The sequence below is a fragment of the Candidatus Saccharibacteria bacterium genome, from assembly GCA_016700015.1.
Lineage (GTDB): Bacteria > Patescibacteriota > Saccharimonadia > Saccharimonadales > Saccharimonadaceae > Saccharimonas.
On record CP064995.1, the window covers coordinates 514,190 to 533,564 of the forward strand.

Annotated in this window: 20 protein-coding genes and 2 tRNA genes; 18 read left to right on the forward strand and 4 right to left on the reverse strand. The window is 52.9% G+C overall.

The window, feature by feature from the left end; translation table 11 throughout:
• Positions 1-18 precede the first annotated feature (18 nt).
• The 5 genes from IPM09_02905 (at position 19) to IPM09_02925 (ending at position 4,610) form a co-directional block, all read left to right on the forward strand.
• Complete coding sequence (locus IPM09_02905) at positions 19-1,089, forward strand: hypothetical protein (GenBank protein ID QQS21452.1); 1,071 nt, start codon at positions 19-21, stop codon at positions 1,087-1,089.
• Between the two features lie 13 nt (positions 1,090-1,102).
• Positions 1,103-2,077 (forward strand): hypothetical protein, encoded by a 975-nt coding sequence (locus IPM09_02910; GenBank protein QQS21453.1) that lies wholly within the window; start codon positions 1,103-1,105, stop codon positions 2,075-2,077.
• Positions 2,078-2,223: 146 nt separating this feature from the next.
• Complete coding sequence (locus tag IPM09_02915) at positions 2,224-2,670, forward strand: hypothetical protein (protein ID QQS21454.1); 447 nt, start codon at positions 2,224-2,226, stop codon at positions 2,668-2,670.
• A gap of 76 nt (positions 2,671-2,746) precedes the next feature.
• Entirely contained in the window at positions 2,747-3,667 is a 921-nt protein-coding gene (locus IPM09_02920) for an exodeoxyribonuclease III (protein ID QQS21455.1), read from the forward strand.
• A 211-nt stretch (positions 3,668-3,878) separates the two neighbouring features.
• A complete protein-coding gene (locus IPM09_02925) occupies positions 3,879-4,610 on the forward strand; it encodes an HAD family phosphatase (protein ID QQS21456.1) in 732 nt (243 codons plus the stop codon).
• Here IPM09_02925 and IPM09_02930 read toward each other — a convergent pair.
• Positions 4,564-5,061 carry a hypothetical protein gene (locus tag IPM09_02930; GenBank protein ID QQS21457.1) on the reverse strand — a complete coding sequence of 166 codons (498 nt, stop codon included), beginning with the start codon at positions 5,059-5,061 and terminating at the stop codon, positions 4,564-4,566. The genes IPM09_02925 and IPM09_02930 overlap by 47 nt on opposite strands.
• Positions 5,062-5,183: 122 nt before the next feature.
• On the opposite strand from IPM09_02930, the gene IPM09_02935 reads away from it, so the two are divergent.
• A complete protein-coding gene (locus IPM09_02935) occupies positions 5,184-5,621 on the forward strand; it encodes an 8-oxo-dGTP diphosphatase (protein QQS22466.1) in 438 nt (145 codons plus the stop codon).
• On the opposite strand, the gene IPM09_02940 is transcribed toward IPM09_02935, so the two are convergent.
• Positions 5,618-6,640, reverse strand: coding sequence for a hypothetical protein (locus tag IPM09_02940; GenBank protein QQS21458.1), 1,023 nt, complete (start codon positions 6,638-6,640; stop codon positions 5,618-5,620). The genes IPM09_02935 and IPM09_02940 overlap by 4 nt on opposite strands.
• 32 nt (positions 6,641-6,672) lie before the next feature.
• Here IPM09_02940 and IPM09_02945 point away from each other — a divergent pair, with 32 nt between their 5' ends.
• From IPM09_02945 to IPM09_02960, 4 genes are all read left to right on the forward strand, one after another.
• On the forward strand, positions 6,673-7,479 hold the full coding sequence (locus IPM09_02945) for a hypothetical protein (GenBank protein QQS21459.1): 807 nt from the start codon (positions 6,673-6,675) through the stop codon (positions 7,477-7,479).
• Positions 7,480-7,528: 49 nt separating this feature from the next.
• Complete coding sequence (locus IPM09_02950; protein QQS21460.1) at positions 7,529-8,275, forward strand: hypothetical protein; 747 nt, start codon at positions 7,529-7,531, stop codon at positions 8,273-8,275.
• A 102-nt stretch (positions 8,276-8,377) separates the two neighbouring features.
• Positions 8,378-8,464, forward strand: a tRNA-Leu gene (locus IPM09_02955).
• An 84-nt stretch (positions 8,465-8,548) separates the two neighbouring features.
• Positions 8,549-9,730: a sortase gene (locus tag IPM09_02960; protein ID QQS21461.1), complete on the forward strand. Its 1,182-nt coding sequence runs from the start codon at positions 8,549-8,551 to the stop codon at positions 9,728-9,730.
• Here the strand turns inward: IPM09_02960 and IPM09_02965 are convergent.
• On the reverse strand, positions 9,727-11,181 hold the full coding sequence (locus IPM09_02965; protein QQS21462.1) for a PEGA domain-containing protein: 1,455 nt from the start codon (positions 11,179-11,181) through the stop codon (positions 9,727-9,729). The genes IPM09_02960 and IPM09_02965 overlap by 4 nt on opposite strands.
• A gap of 120 nt (positions 11,182-11,301) precedes the next feature.
• Between IPM09_02965 and IPM09_02970 the strand changes: the two genes are divergently transcribed.
• The 8 genes from IPM09_02970 to IPM09_03005 all read left to right on the forward strand — a co-directional run bounded on the left by IPM09_02970 (position 11,302) and on the right by IPM09_03005 (position 18,339).
• Entirely contained in the window at positions 11,302-12,255 is a 954-nt protein-coding gene (locus IPM09_02970) for a hypothetical protein (GenBank protein QQS21463.1), read from the forward strand.
• 13 nt (positions 12,256-12,268) lie between these two features.
• Positions 12,269-12,688: a hypothetical protein gene (locus tag IPM09_02975; GenBank protein QQS21464.1), complete on the forward strand. Its 420-nt coding sequence runs from the start codon at positions 12,269-12,271 to the stop codon at positions 12,686-12,688.
• Between the two features lie 216 nt (positions 12,689-12,904).
• Positions 12,905-13,312 carry a hypothetical protein gene (locus IPM09_02980; protein QQS21465.1) on the forward strand — a complete coding sequence of 136 codons (408 nt, stop codon included), beginning with the start codon at positions 12,905-12,907 and terminating at the stop codon, positions 13,310-13,312.
• Positions 13,313-13,391: 79 nt separating this feature from the next.
• Complete coding sequence (locus IPM09_02985) at positions 13,392-14,804, forward strand: glutamate--tRNA ligase (protein QQS21466.1); 1,413 nt, start codon at positions 13,392-13,394, stop codon at positions 14,802-14,804.
• 48 nt (positions 14,805-14,852) lie between these two features.
• Positions 14,853-15,944, forward strand: a complete 1,092-nt coding sequence (locus tag IPM09_02990) for a DUF3048 domain-containing protein (GenBank protein QQS21467.1) — start codon at positions 14,853-14,855, stop codon at positions 15,942-15,944.
• Entirely contained in the window at positions 15,935-17,512 is a 1,578-nt protein-coding gene (locus tag IPM09_02995) for a PAS domain-containing sensor histidine kinase (GenBank protein ID QQS21468.1), read from the forward strand. The genes IPM09_02990 and IPM09_02995 overlap by 10 nt, the downstream gene beginning before the upstream one ends.
• A 20-nt stretch (positions 17,513-17,532) precedes the next feature.
• Positions 17,533-17,937: a response regulator gene (locus tag IPM09_03000; protein ID QQS21469.1), complete on the forward strand. Its 405-nt coding sequence runs from the start codon at positions 17,533-17,535 to the stop codon at positions 17,935-17,937.
• A 327-nt stretch (positions 17,938-18,264) separates the two neighbouring features.
• A tRNA-Glu gene (locus IPM09_03005) sits at positions 18,265-18,339 on the forward strand.
• Positions 18,340-18,661: 322 nt separating this feature from the next.
• Here the strand turns inward: IPM09_03005 and IPM09_03010 are convergent.
• The gene (locus IPM09_03010) at positions 18,662-19,375 is read right to left on the reverse strand and encodes a hypothetical protein (GenBank protein ID QQS21470.1); all 714 of its coding nucleotides are present in this window, start codon (positions 19,373-19,375) and stop codon (positions 18,662-18,664) included.

Below are 19,375 nucleotides of genomic sequence, written 5' to 3' on the forward strand. Positions count from 1 at the left end.
CCACGGAAAGGGGGAGCTATGAAGCAGCGCATCCTCGCGGTGTTGCTTGCGGTGTTCGGCCTGTTCCTCACCACCACCCCGGCCCGTGCGGCCGATGTGGTGGACGAGGCCATCAGTGCCCTGCAGTCCACGTCTGTGTACGTGGGCAAGGGCACGGAGCGCACCGACCAGAACAGCACCGCAAACATCAACCGCGTTCTTAAGGCGGGAGATCACATCGTGATCGTCCTGCTCCCGAAGGGCGCGACCAAGCTGACCAATGACGAAGTGGCCGCCAAGCTGCTCAACTCCCTCAAGGAGCCAAGCATCCTGGGCCTGTACGTCAATGGTGTCTTCACAGGCCACTCAAACCGCATCCCCCAGGATGAGGCGAACAAGTTGGTCGCAAGTGCAAACGCAATTGCAACCGACCCAACCGAGAGTGCAACAATATTCGTAAGACTGGTACACCAATACCAGGCCGCCCATCCCGAGCCGACCCCCACGGTCGGTACGACAGCCGGCGGTTCTAGTACCGGCATAAACCTGCTGATGATCCTCGGTCTGCTGTGTGCTGTTGGCGGTACCTTACTGGCGATCTATGCCAGTGGCCGCCAACAGCGCTTCTCCACCACAGACGCCGACGCGCCCATCGAAATCCGCCAGTTCACCGAACTGGCGGACAAGCTGGCTGCAGACGTCGCACAGGTGACCAACCCGCGCGACCGCGAGAACATGAGCGTCATGCTGCGCACCCTGCGCGATGTCGTCGCCAAGACACGTCGCAAGCGGCCCCAGGTCGCCAAGGTGACCGCCAGCAACCTGGCGGAGCAGCTCAACATTATGCGCACCATTGTGGGTGGGTACCTGGACAACCAGCAGTACCCAAACCTGCGTGGCGCGCGCGAGCGTCAGTCCGGCTACAGCACAGCCTTCGGCAACTTCCGCACCTTCGCGGAGGACCGGATGGCCAACTTGTTGGCCGAAGACTACGACTCGCTTACGTTCGAGATCAACCGGTGGCGTCCCATGGACGATGCTGGTGTCCCGAGCTCGCTCGACCTCCCGACGAACAACCGTTCGTCGGGCATCCACCCGCAAGACCGATAGAAAGAGGAATCCAATGAACCTGAAGCGCATCGCTGCTACCGCAGCTGTTGTCGTGGGTCTCGGCATGGCCGCGGCCTGCAGCAGCCCGCCCGCCATCACCCCCACCTCCGCCTCGTGCGGATTCGTGGTCGGAAGCGGTACGAACGGCGCGGACCAGGCGGTCCAGGGTGTCGTGTACCCGGGGCAGAAGCTCAGCATCGACACGCGTATCCAGGTGGTGAAGTATGTCCCGTGTAACCAACGGAACTACCTTGTCACCGACGGGACGCGCAAGAACGCCAACGACCAGGTGATCGGTGACACGTTCACCGGCATCGAGGCGTTCACCAAGGACGGCACCAAGGTTCTGGTGTATGTGGGCATGTACTGGACACCAAACCAGGACCGTGACGTCATGCTCAAGTCGTTCTTCCCTCTCTGTGACAAGTACCAGTGCTTCTCTTCAGCGAGCCAGGATGGGCGTGGAGACGTCAACTCGTCGAGCAAGGGCTGGAACGCCATGTTGGGCGAAAACGTGCCCTTCGCCATCGGGTCCGTGCTGCGCACGAGCTTGAAAGAGATGGACGACAGTGTATGGAAGACTGGTGCGAACTGGTCGACCATCAACGCTTCTCTGGCAGATGGATTCCAGCCGGCGTTCCGTAAGATGATCGGCGCTTCAAGCGACGTCATGTGTGGGAACGGTGAGACTAGCTACTGGACGGGCACGCCCGGCCAAGGCTCCTACACCTGTGGTAAGGTTCGGTTCGAGGTGACCAACGTCATCAACGCCGACCCGAACCAGCAGAAGCTGGCGAATGAGGAGAACGCCCAGAAGCTGGCTGAGGCCGCGAACGCTGCGCGCAAGCGCGCCGCCCTGGCGGCGTACGGCACACAAGCAGACTACTGGCTTGGGGTCCAGGACTCGATCCAGAAGTGTCACGATGCCGGCGTCAACTGCACGGTCGTCGTTGGCAACGGTGTGAGCGTCAACCCCGCGGCCAAGTAGTTCGCTACACGGTCGCAACCAGGGTCGTCCTCCGTTCGGATTCATCCGAGCGGGGGCGACCCCTCTTTTTATTTCACGGTATTTGACATTTATATAATTTATTGCTATAATAATATATAGGGAAACTTCTAGCAAAGGAGTAGGGAATGACCGTCGTCAAAATCGTCGTCAAGAGGTGCTGGCTAGACTGGGCGTGGGTAATCGCCACGTTCATCGGCTGGGAACTCAGTGTGCGCTACGCTGAACAGCTGCTTGGTGGCAGCAGTGTGGCCGGCTTCATCGCAGATGCCATACTGTACACCACCTGCGTGGTGCGTGGCGTGATCGCACTCGATCGCACCATGTTTGCGATCGTCTACGAACCACGCCAGCTGACCGTCACGGTGACGGGCAGTAAGCTTGCCACCAAGGGCAGTAGGGTGAGCTACGAGTACCACTTTGATGGTGGCGTCGTACGAGCACCAGCGATTTCGACCGATCGTGCCTACCCGGGTGACACCGTGTCATTCTGGTACCGGCCGATCGACTTGATCGAGGGCCTCAAGGTCACCATTTACGCCCGCGCCTGGGGACATGCAGTCACCAGTGGTTAATACCAGGCTCTTTCGCCGCTCCAATCCCGCACATGTGGGCGAGGAGCGGCGCTTCATTTTGCGCTATACTAGCTATATGAAACTTTATTCGTGGAATGTTAATGGTATTAGGGCCGTGCTGAGCAAAGGCTTGCTGCAGCAATTCATCGCCGAACATGACCCCGACATACTATGCCTACAAGAAACCAAAGCCGAGCGCGGGCAGTTTGAGATTGATTTTCCCCAGTACCACGAGCATTTTTTCAGCGCCGTCAAGAAAGGCTACTCTGGCACAGCAATTTTCTCCAAGGCAAAACCGCTCAGATATATCGATGGCTTCCCAGATGAAATTATCAAAAAATTTGGTGTGACCGGCGATAGCTACGGCGACCCAAATGCCGAAGGGCGCGTGATAGCCGCTGAGTTTGCCGACTACTGGGTGGTAACCTGCTATACACCAAACTCAAAAGGCGACTTGTCGCGGCTTAGCCTGCGCTATGACAAGTGGGACAGGGCAGTCCTGGCGTATTTGCAGCAGCTCGAAAACGGATCATTTCTCGCAAAACTTCAAGAAAGTGCTGGCTTAGATGAAGTGCAAGGCGCAGCCGAGAAACGGACTGAGCCGTATTTGACATACGGCTCAGGAGTATCGCAGACGGCAACGCAGCAATTCGCTAAGCCAGTACTGTATTGTGGTGATATGAACGTGGCGCACCAAGAAATCGACCTAGCAAACCCAAAACCAAATGTCGGCAAGCACGGGTTTACCAACGAGGAGCGCGAACGCTTTCAAGATTACTTGGACGCCGGTTTCGTCGATACCTTTCGTGCCGCCCATCCCGACAAAACCGAAGCCTACACCTGGTGGACACACTGGGCCAATGCCCGGGCACGCAATGTTGGCTGGCGGATTGATTATTGGCTGGCCAGCAAAACTATTGCGCCAAAGGTCAAAAACCCACAAATTCACGCCACCGTCATGGGTAGCGACCACTGCCCGGTGAGTATAGAGCTATGATATGATAAATTCATGACGAATACGAAGCTCGACACCTACGCCGCCGAAATGGCCGCGATGCAACACAAGATCGACCGACTTGAACGCATGATTGACTACCTGGCAAAAAAGGCTGGCGTTAGCCGCGCCGTACTAGAATCCCTCTAAGCCCCACGGCGTACATCATCACTCAATTAGACATGCTTTGTTAAGTGTGATATAATATGTTGTAATGACTACGCAAAAATTCGCAGCTTTTGATATTGACGGAACGCTCTTTCGGAGCGGTCTTTACCGTGAAGTCAGTTACGAACTGACCAAAATGGGCAAAGTCCCCAAGGAAATATCTGAAGCACTTACAGTCAAACACCGCGAATATCGTGACCGCCTGCACGGCAATGCATTTGAAGAGTTCGAGCGCGTACTCGTTAGTGAATTTGATGCCCTCACAACACACATAAAAGTAGCTGACTACGACGAAGCTGTGGCGAGGGTGCTGAGCAAAAAAGCTGAAAACGTGTACGTTTACACCCGCGACCTCATACGCAAGCTCAAAGACGAAGGCTATTTTCTTATCGCGATTAGCGGCTCCCAGATCGAGCTTGTCGAGCCATTTGCCATTAAATACGGCTTTGACGCATGGGTGGGGCAGCAGTGGGAACGCGGTGATGAATTTTTTACCGGCGCCATTGTCAAAACTCACACCGGCAAGGATACAATCCTCAAGCGGATGATGAAAGAGCATAATCTGACGCTAACAGACAGCATCGCTGTCGGCGATAGCAATGGCGATGTCGGCATGCTCGGAATGGTTGATCGCCCTATTGCATTTAACCCAACATTCGAACTCTATGACACGGCAATTGAACGGGGGTGGGATATCGTAATCGAGCGCAAAAACATCATCTATACTCTTGCTAAACAACATGGCAAATACGTGTTGGCCAGCGCTCAACCACATTAACATCTGTCAAGAGTTCATAAAAGTACTCACTCATTACATATGACATCAGCCAACTATTGACTTTATTTATAATTTGTACTATAATACTATTTAGGACATGGAGCAACCGTTCCGTGCGCACCAAGTGGAAGAGAGTATGGTAATGCGTCGTCGTATCGCAATGATCCCTGTCGTTTTCGTCGCTACCCTTGGCAGCCTGGCCGCCTGCGCCACCGGGAGTGGTACGCCCAGCTCGCCTGTCACCGCCAACCCGGATTACGTCAGCTGGCGCACATTCGATGTCAACGGCACGCCACTTTTGTGCGCGTACTACGACCGCGGCATCAGCTGCGACTGGGTCGACTATCACCTCAGGAACGGTGATCTGGCGCGGCCCAGCTCGACCGCCAAGCCGTAATCCTTCACCCCGACCCCGCGCCTCCCACACCCGGGAGGCGCGGGGTCGCTTCATTTGGTGTTACAATAAACGCTAGAGCGCGCTCCCGCTAGAGTAATGAGCGCATAACCTAGGAGATTACAGTGACAAATCGTCGCACCAAAAGCACGCTGCTCTATTTGCGGCGCAACAATGAAATTTTACTAGCGATGAAAAAGCGCAGCCACGGCAAGGGGAAGTGGAACGGCGTCGGCGGCAAGCCTGAACCAGGCGAAGCCCTGCGTGACACTGCGATTCGCGAATGCTACGAAGAAATTGGTGTACGGGCGACTGCGCTCATAAAAGTCGCCGACCTGGCGTTCTACCAAGAACCGTTTGTCGATATGTATTCAAACATGGACGTCGAAGTGTACGAGTGCACCAAGTGGCAGGGCGAACCAACAGAAAGCGACGAAATGGCACCATGCTGGTTTACGACCAGTGATATACCTTACGACGACATGTGGCCTGACGATCAGTACTGGCTACCAGAAGTTTTGGCAGGTAACTACGTTGCGGCAGAATTCGTATTCGACAACCAGTACAAAATGATCAAACACCACCTTTCGGCATCGCCGCGCACCGAACCTCATTAATACGCAACTTGCTGACTCGGACTGGCCTGCCATGTAGTGGGTCGACGATTCCGTACTGTGCGCAGCACCCGGTGGCGGCTATACAGTGCTCGAAATGACACCGTATGCAGCCCAAGTGTCACCTTTGAACCAGCGTCGATCTTTTCTGCGTCGCCATCAGTATGTAGATAGGTTTCTTGGAGCGGTATTAGCTGTTTTACCTGACCCGGCTGCACAACTGTATGCTCTGGTGGCGGTAACCAGGGCTGCGACATGAGGCGCACGATATACGGAACAACTTCAAGCGGTGAGCGACTGTGTAGCTCTGTATAGAATGCCTTGTGGTCGGCAAGCTCGACAGGAGGGTGTAAATACTGAGCTACCACGCCGCTATTAGCAATCGTGGCATCAAGAAGCGAATACACCTCACCGTGGCATTCCACTGGAAAAGTTTGTACATTTTTTAGCGTCCAGGGTAGTGTACTAAGACCATATATGTCGCGCACCCACGAAACATCATAACCAGGCCGACCACGAAAACTAGGCGATGCTATGTAGTGAGCGGTCGTCGCCATCGCTCCTATACCACTGTAAAGCGCACTCAATCGCTCAATCCTCCGCCCCTCGTATTCATAGGTTGTGCGTAGCGGCACGATGTCGACCATCGGCGCTTCTTTAATAATTTTCGACGGCTGCGCTAACATATGACCACCGTGCAGCTGATTCGCCAGGTCATTACGATAGCCGCCCGGCAGGGGTAATAAGGTAGCATGATGAGCTGCTACCGTAGGGTCGGCCAGTGCTTCTACCGCAGTACGAGCCGTGCCGTCGCCGCCCGCCGTCACTACTACATCGCCGTAGCGCAGCGCGGCTTTTAACATTTGCGTCGTATCAGAAGGAGACGGGTAAGTTGCAAGTTCAATTACCCGGCTTCCAAAGTTCTCACGAATATCATCAATTTGCACCCCGACTGTTTCGCTGCGCGTGCTCACGGGGTTGGCAAGCACCACCACTCGTTCAAAAGAATTCTTACTTGTCACGTTAACCTAGTATACACCTGTATACTAGAGCTATGGATATGAGCTATTGGAAGCAGCAAGCACCAGATAAGCCGCTGTTTCCCGACATAGAGTGGAGCAAGCCCGAACAGCGCTCCCAGCGCGGCAAGCTTGGCATTATTGGCGGCAACAAGCTTGGTTTTGCAGGGGTGGCCGAAAGTTACGCAACTGCGCTGGCCACCGGAGCAGGTGAAGTCCGCGTACTCTTGCCTGATGTGCTACGCAAGGCTATTCCGGCTAGCATGACCGACGTCGTGTTTGCTGCCAGCAACCCAAGCGGCAGCCTGGCGCGTGAAGCACTCGTCGACATGCAAGCCCTGGCGCAGTGGAGTGGCGTACTACTACTGTGTGGCGACGCTGGGCACAACAGTGAAACCGCAATTGTATACGAAGACCTGCTGCGTACCTATAGCGGCCCGCTTGTGCTCACGCGCGATGCAATCGACCTGGTGAAAAACAGTAGCGAAGCCCTGGTCAACAGGCCAAACACGCTACTAGTAGTGTCGTTTGCACAGCTGCAAAAGCTGTTTCAGAGCGTCTACTATCCCAAAATCCTCACTTTTAGCATGCAGCTACTGCAGCTGGTCGAGGCTGTCCATAAATTTACGATTACGTACCCTATTACCATCGCCGTTTTGCACCGCGACACACTGGTCGTTGCCCACGCAGGGCAAGTGACGAGCACCAAATGGGACAGCCCTATGGCCATCTGGCGCGGCACTACCGCCGCCCGCGCTGCTACTTATTGGCTCTGGACGCCCAGGCAACTACTAGAAGCGGTAAGCACCAGTCTCATTGCGTTAATATGCCATAAAATATAATTGTTTTTTATACTATCTCGTTTACTTGTATGTCTTTTATGGTAGACTAGTGGATGGATTGTACCTTCAATTAATAGGAGTGACTGCCGTGGAGATTTATTGGCTTATTGGCCCTTGGCCGATCATCGGCTATGTGGTCGCGGTGCTAACATCGTTGTTCTTCACTATAGATGCCAGCAACCGCAAAGCTTTTTTCCAGATCTTCGGGATCACGTTCATTGTGTGCGCCGTCATTGGTAATATCGCAACAGCGCTATTTTCGTTCAACGGGCCTCAACCACGTACGGGCAGCGCCGCGGCTGCTGCTCAGAGCTTCGGTCTTGACAGTGGGCGCTCCTACCCACTAGTTATCGGTGGAATAACCGGTGGGTCATCTGGGACGGTCAGGGCGAATGCCGGGCTATTCTCGGCTCGGGCAAGCGCAGACTTGCAGCCAGCAACGGCTGTGACACTGAGCTTTACCAGCGGCAATGGCGTCGACAGTTGGATGCTTACTATCCCAACCGACAAAATCACTTTTCACCAGGACGCATCCGCACCGGCATCGATGACGGTCATACTGACAAACGCGATGTATGGCCCGCAAGCCCGGTGGGACGACCCGATGAGTGACTGCCATTGGGGCATCTCTAACTTGGCGATTGGGTGCGTAAAGTGGCCACTCAATCCGGAGCCACAGCTCAAGCCCGAGATCAAAAAGCTTGGTCTGCCGCCAGTCATTGCTGGTAATATCTACCACGTCGACATTACGCTGCCGCCCGACCTGTACAACCAGGTTGCTGGTATCCGTAGCTAGTGTTCGCACAGCCCCCGAGACCCGGGCTTTACAATAGGGTCTCTTCTTATTTGTTCGACAGATTGATATAATGGGATGCGACATCACGAATAGTGTGCTGATGGGCTGGTGGCGGAATTGGTAGACGCGCTAGACTCAAAATCTGGTGAGAATTATCTCGTGCGGGTTCAAGTCCCGCCCGGCCCACCAGCAAACTATTCGTACAGCACACCACCTGTTACCGCATAGGCTTTATCAGACGACTGCTGTATACTAGACAGCAGATACAATACTATGCGCCCAGATGATAACCGACCAACAACGCCAATAGTGGTACCGCCGCGTCAGTCGACCAACGGTACTGTTGATGAGCGCGGAGCGAATGAAGCCGCGGCCAATATCGTGCGCGGACAGATCGACGCGCTGTACGGCGGTGATATCACCCACAATAAGCAGCCTGGCGAAAATCTCCAGCTCGAAAACCAAGATATCGGCGTCACCAGCACCTACCAGCGTACTCACGATGAGGGGCAGCACGAAATTCAGGTGAGCGCTTGGCAAAAGTACCATTCTGCGTGGCAAAGCTACTATCAGCAGTATTATGAGCGATACTACGTTGGGCAAGTGCACGAGGCTAAGCAGTCACTTGAAGCAGGAGCCAAACAGCGCAGCGAATCAATCAGTACCGACGAAGCCATGGATGACCTGCGTTCAAAACTGCGCCAAAAGCTATCGTCACGGGCCGCTACGGTACGCAAAAGTCGACATTTTATCCCCACACTTGCGGCAATTGTTGTCATGTTAGTGTTTTTATTCTTGCAGTACAACCGCGTGCTCTTTGCCAGTGTCGAGGCTTATGTCACACCCGGTAACATGGATCCATCAACACTCATTGTTGATCCGAGCACTAGAGTTGCCGTAGGGGTAGATCCGCGACTCATTGTGCCGAAGATTAATGTCAATGTGCCGATTGTTTGGGACGCAATCGCAAGTGATCAGAACTCACTCAATAACGCCATGAACAAAGGTGTCGCTTGGTTCAATATGCAGGGCGCAAGCGCCAGACCGGGCCAGGTTGGCAACTTCGTCGTATCGGGCCACAGCAGTAACGATTGGCTCGATAATGGCGATTACAAATTTATTTTTGCCCGTCTCGAACAGATCGGAGAAGGTGACGTAATTTACGTAAACTACAACAGTACTCGCTACACCTACACCGTCACCCACACCAAAGTTGTGAAGCCAACCGATGTTGCAGCCCTTGTCGAACCGACAACAAAGCCGCTCATCACACTTATTACCTGTGTGCCGCTCGGCACAGCCAACAACCGCCTACTGGTCTTTGGTGAACAAGTCAGCCCTGACCCTTCCACTGCCGCTACCTCTACGCCGCCCTCTACCGCTACCAGTACCGCCACTAAAATGCCGTCCAATTCGCCAACATTCCTACAGCGCATCTTCGGCATTGGCAACTAGTTCGTCATCGTACTGCGAACAATGTCTATACCCGCCGGTGTTGAAATAGTGGAGTAAAGATATTTATAATTTTCAGACAACCCGACAGCAGCATCACTTGCACCACTCACTATCATTTGGCCATTTGTACCGTCAAAATCATAGTATGTGGCCGTACCACCAGCGACGGCCGCCCAGTGATAGCCATCGATCCAGCCAACAGCCCGCGAGGGGGCAGTAGCGAGTGTGAGGCGTGAAGACTGCATGAGTTCGAGGTCGTAGCCGGCTATATGCTCACCAGACTGCACCATAACAAAGCGATTATCACCCGGAGAATAGCGTAGTGTCGTAGCACCTGGGGCAACTGTGAATGTAGCAACGACTTTCTGATTAAGTGCGCCCGATGAATCAGTATCGGGCAGGTCTCCCTTCGAAATTGTCACGGTAGTGCCGCTAAGTGTCGTAATATAACGTTCACCAAAATAGGTGCTAGCAAGCACCTTATAGACATCACCGCCTGATGTCGATCCCAAACTCCGCGCCTTGGTGGCGCCATCTGATACATAGCCTATCGTACGTACCCCCGTCGTGTCCGGAAGCGTCGTATATGTGACACCGGTTTGGTTCGTCTGAGAAAATTCAGCGATATTGCCAACAATAGGAGCGGATAGTGTGCTGCTGGCAAGCCCTAGGCGCCGTAGTTCACGAGCGGCTGTCACCACATACACCGTACCCGGGTCACCAAACCGGTAGTCAACGGCAGCGATATCTGCCCCTGCACTTTGATTAATGTTATACATCGCATTCCCTCCACGAATATCGATCGACAGATATTCGGACTTATCCAGATAGGTATGCTGTACGATTGCGGACCGCGCCTCTTTGTCGAGGCCAACCAGGCTAAATGTTTGGGTAGTCGCATCTTCAGTTGCGGTATAAAGGCTAGTTGGTATCTGCACCTTTGTCAGTGAAGGTACATCGCTGTTGAGGGAAATAACGTAGAGTAAGGGGTTCGAAGGCTCTGCAACCACCACCATCGATTTGCGATCATAGGAAACCATACTGCTTGAAATTGTCGGTAGAGTTGCTACTGTGGTGACTGTGGGTTTCGTAGGTTTTAGCAGTGCATAGTTGAGCCACAACACCCCTCCAGCCTGTACAAAAACGTCTTTTTGCCACGAGGTATAGCCTTCTTTGGCGATAGTAATGGTATGCTGTCCACTCATCGCCGTTATCTTGCTCGCTGTTTTGTTAGCAAGTCGAATTCCGTCAATTGTCACCACCGCACCGCTAGGTCGAGAATCAAATTGCACTAGTCCACCTTGTTCTACCTTACCGTCATAGCGGTTAAACCGATAACCAAGCATCACGAGTGCCAAAATACCGACCACTGTAATGACACTGAGTGCCATAAGCGTGTAGACAAAGATAAGTTGCGCCCGCTTTTGGCGTTTGCTTTTACGTCGATTCATACGTACAGCTATTATAGCCCAGGTGACTCAACAAATGAACCCTTGCCAAACAAGCATGACGCCCCTATACTAATAGGTAAGCACGAGCGGGGTAGCTCGGGAAGAAATAATAGGAAAGTTATGAGCCAACAGACAGTTACGGTCAATGGGACGGTGTATGACAAGAAAACCGGCCTACCAGTCCGCATGGAGCGAGAAGCGCACAGTGTAAAGACGCAGCAAGCCTCGTCAGTGCATGTGTCGCTGCAAAAATCTCGCACGCTCAATCGCAAATATGTTGTCAGCAGCAAGCCGGTGATTTCACATGGTTCTCCGTCACCAGCAGTTATTCATCACAAGCCCGCTCCCACGCCACTTGTTAGTCGGAGCGAGTCGATTTCGCGCTTTGCCAGGCAATACAATAGTCAGCACCGTACGGTCAAACAAAACACTGTTTCTGATTTTGCTCCCCGCCAGCACCCAGTAGTACGTCGCGCTGAAAATCGCATAGTAAAGCCAGACATCGCTCAAGCGCTCAAGCCCTCGCAGATTATCAAACAAGAAGCCATCGCCGCAGCGATGGCCAAAACACCAGTCAAGCGCGGCGACAAACAACACAAAGCTACTGGTGAAAATCGTTTTGCAAAAGCCTTCAGTATTGCATCGGCATCACTTGCTCTACTACTCCTTGGCGGGTACTTTACGTACCTCAATATGCCTCAGCTCTCCACCCGCGTGGCTGCCGCGCAGGCCGGTATTAATGCCAGCTACCCGGCCTATAAGCCATCGGGCTACAGCCTATCCGGCCCCGTAGCCTACGGTCAAGGTAACGTAACAATGAAATTTGCTGCCAATTCTAGCCCTATTGCCTATACGCTCACTCAGGCAAGATCTGAGTGGGACTCCTCGGCTGTACTAGACAATTACGTCACCCCAGCGGCAGGGACGCGCTACACTACAACCAGCGCCAATGGCTTAACTATTTATACGTACGGTACTAGTGCGGCCTGGGTAAATGGTGGGATTTTATATACCATCAGCGGCAACGCCCCCTTGAGCCCTGAGCAGGTGCAGCATATTGCAACCAGTCTATAGGGGTAAGAAGCATATGAAACACAGCAAGCAACAAGTCAGCGCCGTCCATTACGCGATATTTATCACACTCATGACCGTGCTATTTTTCTCGACAGCGTTTTTTATATTTGCAATGAGCACTTATCCTCCATCCGCTCCTGGCCCACAAACATTCTGGGGTAACCCTATCGTTGTTGCTATTTGTACTTTACTCGCTTTTCCTTTTATTATGATGATGCTTTTGCCTTTATATGAATCAATTTTTTATCACAGATACACCGGGCAAAGTAGGGGGCAAGACTGGTTATACTCCGCGCTATTCATAAGTTTTATTGTTGATATTGTGTTCGTTTTCTCATACAACACTAGTAGCAGCTTGTTGCAGTCGATGATCGGGCTAGTGATCTTGCAGGCCATCACGCCGCTCGCAATAGCCTTCAGTCGCATGGACTAGTGGGACCGGGGGAACACAATCGGGGTAACTGGGCGTCACTAGCAACGGTATCCAGGATCGGCCGGCCAGCGCCGGGCCATCTGACGCCTGAGCGCACACTCTACTCCCACCCCATACCAGGGGTGGGCTATTCAATAGTATTGACTTTTATTATAATATGTGCTATAATGAAATTCAGGAATAATTCCCACTACTGAAAAGAAAAGGGGATAGCACATGAAGGGTGGCCTTTACGACGGGCTGCGGATGGACGATGATGTCCTCCCGTCCTACGACTGGGATGACATTTTGGGTTGCGCCCACCCCACTTCGTGGGACGAGCTCGAGCGATTCGAGCGGGAGGACCGAGAATGGGAAGAGAGTGATGCGTGGGATGAGCTCAACGAGCGCTCCCGCAACCTGGACCCGTACAGCACCTACTTCGAGGTGATGGCCAGGTTGGACCCCGTCGGCGACGACGAAGACCCAGTGCGGGAGTACGAGCTGTACTGCCAGCTGTCCGAGCAGGCCAGCCCTGCGGTCAACCCGCAGGTCGTCGCTGCCTGGCAGCGCCACCTGCGCCGCGGCCGCGCTCGCACTTCGCCCTACGCGCACGCCGCGTGGGTTGCCACCATGAGTGTCTAGTGTGGCACTACCACACCCCGTCTTGCACCACCGCCAAGTGTGGTCGCGAGACGGGGTGTTCTCTGTTATAATACCTATCATGATAGTTCGTACTCGTTTTGCCCCCAGCCCTACCGGTTTTCTCCATGTCGGTGGGATTCGTACCGCCTTGTTTGCATTCCTGGTGGCCAGACAAGCCGGAGGCACGTTCGTTCTTCGCTTTGAAGATACCGACAAAAAACGCGAGGTACCGGGCAGCGCCGAACACTTAATCTCTAGCCTCAAAGCCATCGGCATCGAATACGACGAAGGACCAGACATTGGCGGGCCGTTCGCACCATACGTGCAGAGTCAGCGACTCGACCATTATAAGCAGTGGGCGCAAAAGCTTATTGATGCCGGGCGGGCGTATGCCGACCCGTACACTCCAGAGCAAATCCAACGGTTTCGCGAGGAAGCACAAGCGAACAAACGGGCATTTTTGTATCGTAACTATCGCCCCGAAAACCCACCTATTTGGGACGGAACTCGTCCGCTCCGTTTTAAATCGGAACCAAAAAGCTACCAGTACCACGACGAGGTAATGGGGGATATATCGACCAGTCCCGAAGTTGTCGACGATATTATTCTCATAAAGTCAGATGGCTATCCTACCTATAATTTCGCTCATATCATCGACGATGCAGAGATGGAAATTACCCACGTCATCCGCGGCCAGGAATTTATTTCCAGCATGCCTAACTACCTTGCGCTTTACGAAGCGCTTGGGCTGAGCCGCCCGCTATTTGCACATATGCCGCACATTATGAATGAGCAGGGGAACAAAAAGCTCGGCAAACGTGACGGCGCAAAAGACGTGCTCGACTATATCCGCGACGGCTATTTGCCCGAAACGATGATGAGTTTTATTGCCACTATGGGCTGGAACGATGGTACGGAGCAAGAAGTTTTTACAAAGCAGGAGCTTGTCGACAAATTTAGCCTCGAACGCGTCCAGCGCAGTGGTGCTCGTTTTGATGAAAAACGGCTGTTGTGGATGAACGGGCATTTTATCCGCGAACTTTCCCTCGACGAGCTGTATGACCGAATTGAATTTTTCTGGAGCGAGAGTGCCAAAAAGGCCCCCGAAAGCTACAAAAAACAAGTACTTGCACTTGCTCACGAACGGCTCAAAACGTTGAAAGATTTGCCAGCACTGACGAGCTACTTTTTCGAAGAGCCCACCCGCGACGACACGCTCATTACTGGCAATAAACAGCTCAAAAATCTCTCACAAACTGATATTAATCATCTGTTAGAAACAGTCAAATCCGAATTTGAGAAGATTGACGACTGGAACGGCGAAACAATTCAGCAGACGCTCAATCACTTGCTCGAACTTACCGGTCAAAAACCCGGCGTGCTGTTCAGCCTCATTCGCATTGTTACCACGTGGGCGCCCTTTAGCCCACAGTTAAACGACACCCTAGCACTGCTTGGCAAACAAACAACGCTTGCCCGCCTGAGTAAATAGCCCTACAAATTGAAGTGGTCACATCCCTCTGATATACTAATCATAAGCATGAAACCACGGCCTCCTCATCAGCTGTTTCCGCGCCTCCACGAGTGGATCCACACGCACCGCACGCGCACCTACGCCTTTGTAGGGCTGGGCCTTGTAGTATCGGCGGCTCTGGTCGCTGCCACGGTCTACTACCAATCACCGGTCGCAACAGTCGACACGACACCTATTAAAGTAGCGAATAAGCCCAAGCCTGCGCCTGTGTACTATTCGCCGCTAACCGGCCTAAAAGTCGATAGCGAAGCAGCTACCAAACAACTAGTCACTGCCATTATGATCGAAAACAGCCCTGACGCTCGGCCGCAAAGCGGGCTCAAAGACGCCGGCATTGTGTATGAGGCTATCGCCGAAGGCGGCATCACTCGCTTTTTGACACTCCACCAAGAAGATAAACCACAGCTGATTGGCCCGGTGCGCAGCCTGCGCATGTATTACCTCGACTGGGCGGCTCCGTATAATGCCAGTATTGCCCATATTGGCGGTAGCGCAGCCGCACTTGGCGAGGTACGTAATGGTAATTACCGAGATATAGACCAGTTTTTTAACGCCGCTTACTACTGGCGAGCCAGCGATCGCTATGCCCCACACAACGTCTACACCAGCTTCGAAAAGCTCGATGCTCTCAACGCCAAGAAGGGTTACACTAGTTCGTCATTCACCGGTTTTAGTCGTACCGATGGCAAAGCCAGCACCGTACCAAATGCGACATCGATCGACATGAACTTTAGCAGCACATGGTACAACACGCACTACGACTACGACCCGGCGACCAACACCTACCTGCGCAGTATTGGCGGTGCACCAAGTGAAGATAGGGAAAAGGGTAGACTAACACCAAGTGTCGTCGTGGCACTGAAAGTTGACATGCACACCATACTCGAAGATGGCTACCGGCAATCGATTCAAACGACCGGCACCGGCACGGCTTATGTATTTCAAAATGGCACAGTCACCGAATGCACCTGGCGCAAGAACGACCGCATGTCACCGCTCGAGCTACTCGATGCGTCCGGAAAAACAATCTTACTTAACAGGGGCCAAACCTGGGTTGGTGCCATCCCAAATAGTGGTGGGAGCGTATCATGGACGTAGTGCCAACCCCACCACCACTACCAACACCAGCCCAAGCCCCGACAAAGCCTATACTGCTACGCGACTATTGGCCGCGGTTTAACCGAACAGCTATGCTCATAACGGTTGTCATGCAGCTAGCAGTGGCAGTAGTGGTCGGCATGTCGCTCCTCACCGCCGGCCTCCACACCAACGATGCAGGGTTTTGGATTATTATCCTAGCGACTTTTCTGACGGCAACTGGCCTCAATATTCTCCTCGTCCACGAGCTGCTGCGCCCACATCATGACCTCGTGAATGCAATTACCAGCGCTGCCGGTGAAGAACCTAACGGACCGCTCGCAACACCAAACTCGGTCAGCTACCAACGCAACGGCTTCAAGCCAGTTCTCCAGTTTGTTTACGAACTAGTTGCCGACAAAAATAAGCCATCCGCTACCTCAACACAAAATACCGACGATCTGCAACGACTATCGGCTGCGCTCGAACATACCAAGGCAGGACTTGTCATCCTCGATGCCGATGGACACGTGCAATATGCTAACAAGCGTGCACCTATCGCTAAGGATGTAAACAACGTTCCTCAACTCGAATTATTATTCGAAAAAGAAGGTGAGTTTGCCGCATGGCTGGCGAAGTGTCGCGAAACTGCCGTACACGACGAAAAAACCTGGCTTAGAGTACCAAATAGAATTGTTGGCGACGAAGATCGACGGATTTTTGATGTCGCCGCCAGCTACGAAAAGGGCAGTGCGGCTGAAGTAGTACTGGTGCTGTTCGACAATACCGGCACCTACAAACCCGAAGACGACGAGCTGGACTTTATATCATTTGCCGCACACGAACTGCGTGGACCAATTACTGTCATTCGCGGCTACCTAGACGTGCTTGATATCGAGCTTGAGCAGGTGTTAGCCCCCGACCAGAAGGAGCTAATGAAGCGATTGATTGTCAGTGCCAATCGCCTGAGCGGCTACATAAACAATATTCTCAACACTAGCAAATACGATCGTCGACACTTGCAAATTCACCTCGCCGAAGAACGACTCGGCGATATTTACGATACGATTCGCGACGATATGGCACTCCGCGCCAGCTCACAAAACCGCCTACTCAGTGTCACCATTCCGTCCGATTTGCCGACAATCGCCGCTGATCGTTCGAGCCTGAGCGAAGTTATCAGCAACCTCATCGACAACGCGCTAAAGTATAGCAATGAAGGCGGTGCCGTCGCGGTATCGGCACGACTCAAAGACCCAGCAACGGTAGAAGTGAGCATACAAGACAACGGCATCGGCATGCCGAGCAACGTGGTCGGAAACTTGTTTCATAAGTTTTATCGAAGCCATCGTTCTAGGGAAACAGTCGCTGGCACCGGCATAGGACTCTACATTTGCAAAGCAATTGTCGAAAGTCACGGAGGCACGATAGGGGTGAGCAGTATCGAGGGCCAAGGATCAACCTTTAGCTTCACCGTTCCCACCTATGCATCTGTCGCCGACAAATTACAGGCGAATGACCATACCAACGCCGGACTCATTAAAAGCAGTGACGGCTGGATTAAAAACCATTCGCGGTTTAGCAGCTAGCGGAATGGTACAATAAAGCTATGGCTCTTTCTACTGTACTTGTCATCGAGGACGACCGCTTTATTGGCGAAATGTACGTCCGCAGCTTGCAACATGCAGGCTATACCGTGGACTGGGTGGTTGACGGCAATGACGGCTTGGTCGCCGCTACCGGCAAGCACTACGACGTGATTCTGCTCGATATTATGCTCCCAGAAAAGCGCGGCACCGACATATTACGCTCGCTTCGGGGTGGTGGCGTCGACAAAATCCCGGGCACGCGGGTCATCGTGCTGACCAACTTCGATCAAGACACCGAAAGCCGCATGGCGATGCAGCATGATGTCGATGCTTACCTTATAAAAGCAGAGATTACACCTCGGCGGTTACTCGAAGTGATAAGCAAGCTCGACTCTGTTGCCACCAACACGCCGCCATCATCATAGTAACTAGACTTTGGCCCCTGTTTTTGGTAGCATAGTACAGTACTGTTGGTACACGTACTCGTGGTCGTATCTGCTCACAGCTATGACCACTCGACTCGGAATGACAAATGAGCTACACGCATTCGTCCTTCACTCATCTTCATGGTCGTATCGTCTAACGTGAGAACTGCCAGTGGCAGTTTGCAAGGGAGCCCACTCTTGAAAGCTGTGCTTTCAAAGATGTGGCGACGGGGCCGCGGAACGTGGCTAGGACATCGGGTGAGAGCTGCCGGCAAGGTGGCCGATTCCCACGGCGAATCGAACATTGTCAGATATAATGTTTAGTACGGTCGTATCGTCTAACGGTTAGGACATCAGGTTCTCATCCTGACAATCCGGGTTCGATTCCCGGTACGATCACCAAAGCAAAAACCTCTGGCCTAGGCTAGGGGTTTTTGCTTTGATAGCCCTTGCTAGAGAGCCAGGCCCGCAGGGTTCGATAAACCGACGAGGCGAGAGAAAAATCAGCTTGCTTACTTTTCCGAGCGAGGATGGACTATATCTTTTGATATTCCCGGTAAGTAAAGGTCGGACTTTTTTCATCTGTTAAAGATCAGATCTTTATTGTTCCTAGATCTTATTGCTCAGATTACCCTTACCCAGTATTTCAGTATGCATTTCGTTCCATTTCGATTCAATAAAGTTTGCCAAAGTAAAACCCCTGCATTTTCATGCAGGGGGTGTGCTACGAGTCACTTTCGACTTCGTTTTCATCTTCATCTGGCGGAGCGCCTGTGCCAAGATCTTCACTGGGCGCCAGTGGCTCGACAGGGGCAACGGGCTCACTGGCCACTACAACCGCAGCAGGGAAGGACCCCAGATTCTCGAGCCGCTTCTCAATCCGTTCGAGCACAGCCAGCATTGCCACGTTTGCTTCAAACGCCAGGAGACCCAGCGTTTTTTGCTGCTGCTCAAGTGACGTTCGATACTGCTTGATTTTGAGCAGATGCTCAACATTCATGACGTTGGGCAGCCGCTTTGACCCAACATACAGTGTCACAGTATTAAACAGGTAGTCAAGGGGACTGCGTGTGGGGGTATCGAGATTGACGTTTTCGATACTTTCCACGTCGTCCGGACTTCCCAGCACTAGGAGCAAGATGTTAGCTTTCTCCTGAATACACAGGTTGCCGTCGTGCGGGTCGCAGGTGATGTAGTTGTTGGCCCACTGCCAGTACTCACGGTACGACCATAGGACCGCAGGAAGAAAACCTCCGAGGTAGTACCAGTGAAAACCTTGCCACAGCACCAAGACGACGAACACCATGGTGGTAGCAAGGATTACGGTCGACACCGACGAAAAGATCAGCTGCTTGACGCTCCGGCGCTCGCAATAGGCGTTTGGAGGAGTGGACTTGTCGTGATCCCACTCCTCCAGTAGCTCAGTACTGGCCTTCAT